Consider the following 6930-nt stretch of genomic DNA (forward strand, 5'->3'; position numbering starts at 1 on the left):
AACTACTTTTTTCAGTTCTTTTTTACCTGTTTCTTCGTTGTAGCTCCATACAAGATCGCCTTCTTTAATATCTTCAATCTTTTTGCTGCCTTTTTCTGCAGCCACCAACGTTCCTTCTGTGAAGCAGATTTTAATAAGACCATTGGTGAGCCTGCCTATAGGTCTGCATAAGTATTGCCCTATTCCACTTGCTCTCCATCCTGCAGAAAGAAGCGCTCCGCCCGCAAAGCTCAAAGGTGTCTCTAAGAACAAGAATTTTTCTAATGAACCTATAGACTTACCGATTTCCGTTTCGTTGATAGCAGTTTGCCAGGCACTCATTGCCTGCTGAGTATTTAAGTCTTGTAATGCTCCTAAAAGACCGCTATACATAGCAGCACCATTATAAGTACCCTCACCAAAACCTGTTCCTTTTTTTCCTTTGACTATAATTTCAGGTATTGCTGTGGTTGGAAAGCTAGTCTTCCAAAACGTTTCATTATCGCTGCCAAATGAACCTCCTCCCAAATTCCAATTGGCTACCGCAGTATCAAAGTCTTTTACACTTCCTCCACCGTCGAAGTAACTCAACCCCCATGCAATATCACCTCCCGAGAGTTCGTAGCCGCCTGAAATCGGAGTAACGTCCCTTCCATCCGGATCTATTAAAGAGATAGGATTGTTCATTACATAAGCATAAGTGCTTGTAGAGTGAAACTTGTCTGCCAATTGATCCATCCCGTTCCATCTTCCAAGATCTGGCATATACTGTCTCCATCCGTAATCCAGATTTCCGGTACTCTGCAATTCCTTGCCATTGTAAAGATATTTAAATTTATTATTGGTTGTATCCCCTGTATTGTATCCTGCATGTTTTAATCCAAAAGGATAGTAATTATTCTCCTCCAAGATGACCGGTTGTCCAATGCTGGTATTTTTTGCATAAGAAAGTCTTACATTTCCTAAGTGATCTTTATATTGATACACATACCTGCTATTAGTAAAATCATAATAGCCTTCTTCATTGGCAAGTACGAAAAAAGGCTGTTCTCCTAAGATAGTGGAGGAAGTATACTGAAATGCTCCCAGATAATCTGTCACTGTCCCTTCCTTAATCATCTGCAGTTTGGTCCCATCGGAAGAATAGATATAGTTAATATTTTGTGATTTGGAAGGAAAAAGAATCTGGTAAGGAAGATTCAAAAAGTTATAATTGATTTTTTGATGACTCTTGTCCAGATGGTTCGTCATATTTCCATTGGCATCATATTCTATAGATGCTCCTTTTCCGGAAGCAAGAGGGTAACCACTAAAGGCATTTCCCCTTCCCGATTCCTTTACATAGTCTAACTGATTGCTGTTACCAAGATAAGCATACCCAAGATCGTCCATTACTTCTGCCTGCCCGTTGATCGTCCCTCCCGTCCTAAACAGCGAAGTAATATTACCGCCAAGGTCATAATCCATCACCTCACTGTATTCTTTAGAGAATGGATTGGTACCAAGCTGGAAAAATCCTGCCAGTAATCTGTCTGCACCATCATACACATACCCATACCTTCTCAGCGGTTCATTGGCTCCGGAGGCCGTTTTCCAGTCAACTTCGGCAATGCTACCGTTGTATCTTGGTTTCACCATAAGGTTTGTAAAGGAATTGTTAGGTACTTCCGCCCCTTCCATCGTGTTGTATTTTATTCTGTAAGCAAAAAGCTTGTTTCCCAGGTTATTGATATCAGCCGCATTAATTCCAGTAAGCCACCCTCTGATATTGTAAGAATAATCAATACTCTGCACCCCGGCCCCGGTTTTCTTATTGGTGAGCTGACCAATATCGTTATAGGTATAATCAGACAACAACTCTTCCGGTTGAGTATTGATCTGCTGATAATGTTTCATCAGGATATTCTGTGGGCTGTATACAAATCTGTCTTTTACCGTAACCTCCAAAGATGAGGATTCTCTCGAATGAAAAGTATAAAACTCTTTTGTATTCCCTGAAAAATCCAGTAAAGCCTCAGTACGGGTAAACCCTCCCAAATGATTTCCTTCATAAGTTCCAATGATTCTTCCTAATGTATCATACCAGAGTACCGATGAAGTCCATTTTTCATTTTCGATGTTTCTTGTAAAGGATGCGGTTGGAAGCATTTTAGTACTCCGGACAGATGATAAGCTATTAGAAGTTATACTGGCGGGTACAGGTGAAAGAGTCGCACGGCCCTGTATCTGTGTTGGTCTGTCAGGAATTCCGGCAGGGTACTCATCATAATAATTTACGCCCAGAATGGTCATGCTTCCTGTTGGAAAAGCTTCTTTGGTATAGTAAATATTCATTCCACTCAGTACAAAAGGAGTACTGCTTGGCTTTTCATTATTAAGTGCATTGACTGACATCGTATTTAGGGCCGTCTGCATAGAATACCTGGAGGCATTATTGGCAAAGAATCCGTTGTATAGAGGTCTGCCATAATTATCATATTTTGTGAATATCCATCCTTTTTTTGCGAAATTATTATCACTCGTTCGCAAGATTGCATCCTGACTTAAAACAGGTCTATCCTGTTGATCAAAGACTGTATATTCCCAGCCTTTCCCCGGAATCTTTTTTTCAACAAGCCTGTTATACCCGTCATATTTATACTGATAGCACAGATTATCCAAAATAATCTGGGAAATGGGAGAAGCTGCCGCTTTAGGAGGAATGATAAAAACAACGCTCCCGGATTCATTATACACATAATAAGTATCCAGATTCTCCGAGGTACCATCCGCTTTAGTATTGATCTGACGTACCAGAATATTTTGTCCTCTGGAATTGGAAAATGAGTGGGTTTCATTTCCATCTTCATCTTTTGTTACAGTTTCAGACAAAGTACCTGCATTATAATATCCTCCCGAAGTATAGGCATCATCTGATGCAATAACTAGTGAGACATCATTGATTCCCGCGGAGGAATTCCAGACACTTTGAGCCTGAAATCGTTTTACTTTTCCAGCACTATTCAAAGTGTATTCTACTTTTTGGGTATGGGATCCGCCCATCTGCCAATCTCCTCCGGGCAACGCCTGCTTTTCAGGTCTGCTTAATGGGGATTTTTCGTAAGCTGTTTCTACATAAGCATTCGGGATACCATAATAGGTATTGACCGTATTTCCGTTTGTAGCTGGGAAATAAGCTCCGTTCTGTGAATCAGATGGTAAGGGAAGAAAAGATTTCGCCGGTCTTCCTGAGCTGTCATAGGTTACAGGAACTACGATGTCTTTAGCAGAAGGTGATGCTTTTACGGCTATATTCTGAACAGGTCTTCCCAACCCGTCTAAATATTGTACCATCTGCATCTGGGCAGCAGCAGGCTGTTCTGAAGTAACTGCCTCTAAATAAGTTCTGCTGTAGGTATAGTTTTCCGCCTGTGTTAAGTTTTGAGCCTGGCCCCAAACCGCGAAAAAGAGATATAGGATTAATATAATTTTTTTCATTTTTTTTAATTTAAAATGGTAACAATCTAGGGCTGAGGTTTTGTGTTATACTTGTATTCTTTAAGAATATTTCCATTAACATCTATGACCGATTTCAGACGGCCATTCTGGTCATATTTATAGATCTCCCTGATCCCATCAGCAGGTGTTACCGTTGTAATTCCCACTAAAGGATCATAGGTATAAGTGATGATCTGAAAGTTCTTTAAAGCAGCATTGCTTCTGAATACATCTAATGCATTGATAAGCTCGGTTTCGGTTGAATCGTCTTTGTCTGCATTGGATTTTGCAATAATATCGGCAGCCAGATTTCCAATGTCGGAAAGTTTTGCCCCTTCTATTTTTGCAATGGGTAATGTCTGATTGTATCCCCAGATTGCTACAGAAGGAAAGCCCCGCCCCGTAGCTTCATTAATATTCACTGAATACTGCTGAAGATTTCCATAGGAATCATAAGCCTCATATTTAATCGTGGTTTTAGAAATTCCATTATCAGTATTGCTTACGATAACCGACAAAGGATCAAATCTACCTGCATTGTCGTATAGGGTCTCCACTTTATCGATTGACTTTCCGTTTACTTTTGTTTCTGTTTCTAAAGGAACCGAAACCATATTGGCATTAATAAGCTGTGTCTTATTTTTATCTGAAGCATATCTCATCCATTTTTCAGTGGTAATGCCATCTGAAGAAATTTCTTTCATTGATGCTGCTTGAAAATTGTATGGATTAGTAACAGTCTCTACTACACTTTTTGACTGTCTGGTGCCTGCAAAGGTTTTTGTAGTGGTTTTTGTGTTTTTAACATAAGCAGGCTTTGTATACTTCTCCGCGATTCCATCAAATGCTTCTATTTTAAGATCCGGAAGATTTTGAAGCGTTTCAAATTCTGACTCGTACTCATCAGAGGACACCAATTGATTCTGTGCATTATACACCTCTTTCTTCTGTGGTACACCGGATTTTGTTATCGTATAGTAAGGCCAGAAGCTTGTCGTATTTCCATCCACGGTATACGGAGTTTTGGGATAATCATCCGGAGTTTTAAAATAGTATCGCACAAAACCGTTTTCACCATCTGTTACCGATACATTTTTGTACAGGATATAACCTGGGAACAAGTTGTTTTTTTCAGATTCATTTCTAAAGATATAACCGCTTGAGCTGTTGGGATCATTAAATGCAGCATAGTTGTACTGTTCGGTTTTTACAGGTTGCGTTTCTGTACTGCTGTTATAGTGTTTTATGTTTTTTATTCTGGGCCCATATTTATAAGTACTGTTTTTATTAGGGTAAGGTCCATCCTTAAGTTTGATCTGAGACATGAGGAGCTGTGCCTGCCCCCCAGTTCCGGAAATCGTCACAGTGTAATTACCTGGTTTCAAACGATAAGCAGTCGGCTCATATGGATTGATGGTTACCCCATCTTTTTTTACTGTAAAGTTCAACTCGAAATGATAATGCCCTCCGGGCCCCGGTTCTGATCCTGGAGCAGGCTGATCATCAGGATCAGGGGTCGGATCCGGAATCCACGTTCCCGGAGGATAATATTGGACATTACTTAACTCTAAAAAAAAGGTTTTTTCTGTATCCGCGGTTCCGGGAATGGATAAGGTGTACTGCAAGCTTTGGTTGGTGTCGATATTGACTACCGGAACTGGAGTACTTAGCTCTTGAACAAGAGGATCAGTCATATAGTCAGCCGTCAGTGCATTATTCAGGTATTCCGGTGAATTTCTGTCAAAAAAGTATTCATTCGGTTCATAATTATATTCTGTTATTCCTCCGGTTGGATGGATCATTTTTCTTAACAATCCCGGAGCATTGTAATCTTCATACGGGAGATAATTGTTGAAGGGGTTGTATACAAAACTTGTTTTTTCATACTCTGCAAGGTTTTTGTTAATTTTTATGAGTTTGTTCAATAACCGTCTTCCTTTTTCCTCAGTATTATCAGCCCATGTAGATTGGTATATCATGGCTAAGCTGTAATTAAATTTATATCCTGAAATTACATTGGCTCTGGCATCCTTCAGAAGGATTTGTGAGATGCTGTAGGGATCATTCATGGTCTTTTCCAGCGTATTATCATACTGGTAATCAATAGATATTGATCCTTGGCCCTCAGAATTTATTTTTGCCAGTTTACAGCTCGTGTATACAATATTAGAAGTCCATTCTTCAGTTTCATGCTTGCTGTCTTTTCTGTACTCAAAACTGGCAACCGTGGTATCATCTGCGAGTTTTATCTGACTTAAGAAGAACGCTGATCTGTACTGATAAATGCCTGAAGCGTAATTGGTCCCCTCACTATAATCATTAAAGATATATTTATAGCCCTTCTCATCTGTAATGGTAAAGCTGGCAATCGTAAAATAGAGGGGATTAGGCTGCCGTATAAAGGAAATTTTCACTTTGTTAGGGGAAAGATTTTCAATATCAATGGTACCTGCAGCCAAATTCCTGTTAAGTCTGAATTTCCCTGAAATGCCCGGAAGATTGTAATAAAATATATCATTTAATTCTTCCTTTGAGTAAGTGGCAGGATTATCATTATACGTCTGTTCATTTAAGCCGTCTATAATTTCTCTGGATATGACTCCTCCTGCAAATAAAGACCACCCCGCTCCCACATCACTGGCAGCTTCTGTCACATTTAAATTGGCAGAATTATAGGCAAGAGCCAATGGTACTGAAATTCTTTTCGTTTTCGTCGGAAGTTCAAATAAAGGAACGGAAAGCCCAGGCATTCCTGTAACAACTGACATCGGTGTATTGTTATAGGTCGCTAAAGAGGATACTGAAGGAACGGGCCGTGAGTTATCTCCAAAATTAATTTCTTGTTGTGCTTTTATATTATTATTGATGATGACTGCTGTCACTAACCCTAAAAATTTTAAAGACTTTTTTATTTTAGTATTTTTCATCATATTATCTCTTAATCAGTTTAGCATTCGCTGTTTTGTTCGTGTCGGTCTTTATCACCACCAGATAAGCTCCCTGAATCAGATTCTGGGTATTGATTTTAGTGATTTTGTTTTTGGTGTGTAGTGTTTGGAGCTGTCTGCCACCCATATCATACAAAGTGATTTCAGCATTTTTAAATTCAAAGCCGGTTTCTACATAGGCATAATCCGTTACCGGATTCGGGTAAATTTTAATCTCCTTTTTTTCGATCAACTTATCAATCTGGCTGTCTCCAAGCTTTACGATCTTCCAGTTCTCTTTTCCAAGCTCTTCGGCGCTCGTTCCTGCCAGTATAATGGAACCGTCTCTGTTAAGCTTTATATCAGACAATCTTTCTTCTTTCTTTCGGGATTCTCCTTTTACATATTTCCGCCACTGTTCATTGCCATCCTGATTTAAGTACAGCATCCAGAAGGTCTCATCATCACTTTCTATTCGGCCTTCTGCCTGAGTGTAACCACCGAGTAGAATCCCTTTTGAAGATTTATCATCAGCTGAATGCAGGAC

General features: G+C 39.6%; 3 protein-coding genes. All 3 read right to left on the minus strand.

Annotated elements, in window-relative coordinates:
• A partial coding sequence (locus tag IW15_RS21665) for a DUF6443 domain-containing protein (RefSeq protein WP_051882306.1) occupies positions 1-3456 on the minus strand: 3456 nt, incomplete at its 3' end.
• Between the two features lie 26 nt (positions 3457-3482).
• The gene (locus IW15_RS21670) at positions 3483-6386 is read right to left on the minus strand and encodes a hypothetical protein (protein ID WP_034715687.1); all 2904 of its coding nucleotides are present in this window, start codon (positions 6384-6386) and stop codon (positions 3483-3485) included.
• Position 6387: 1 nt separating this feature from the next.
• The coding region (locus IW15_RS21675; RefSeq protein ID WP_034715689.1) for a T9SS type A sorting domain-containing protein at positions 6388-6930 on the minus strand (543 nt) is incomplete at its 5' end.

The organism is Chryseobacterium soli (genome assembly GCF_000737705.1).
GTDB lineage: Bacteria > Bacteroidota > Bacteroidia > Flavobacteriales > Weeksellaceae > Chryseobacterium > Chryseobacterium soli.

Bases quoted from the DNA above. Each gene is read 5' to 3' on its own strand.
- IW15_RS21670 (WP_034715687.1), bottom strand. From the start codon at position 6,386: ATGATGAAAAATACTAAAATAAAAAAGTCTTTAAAATTTTTAGGGTTA.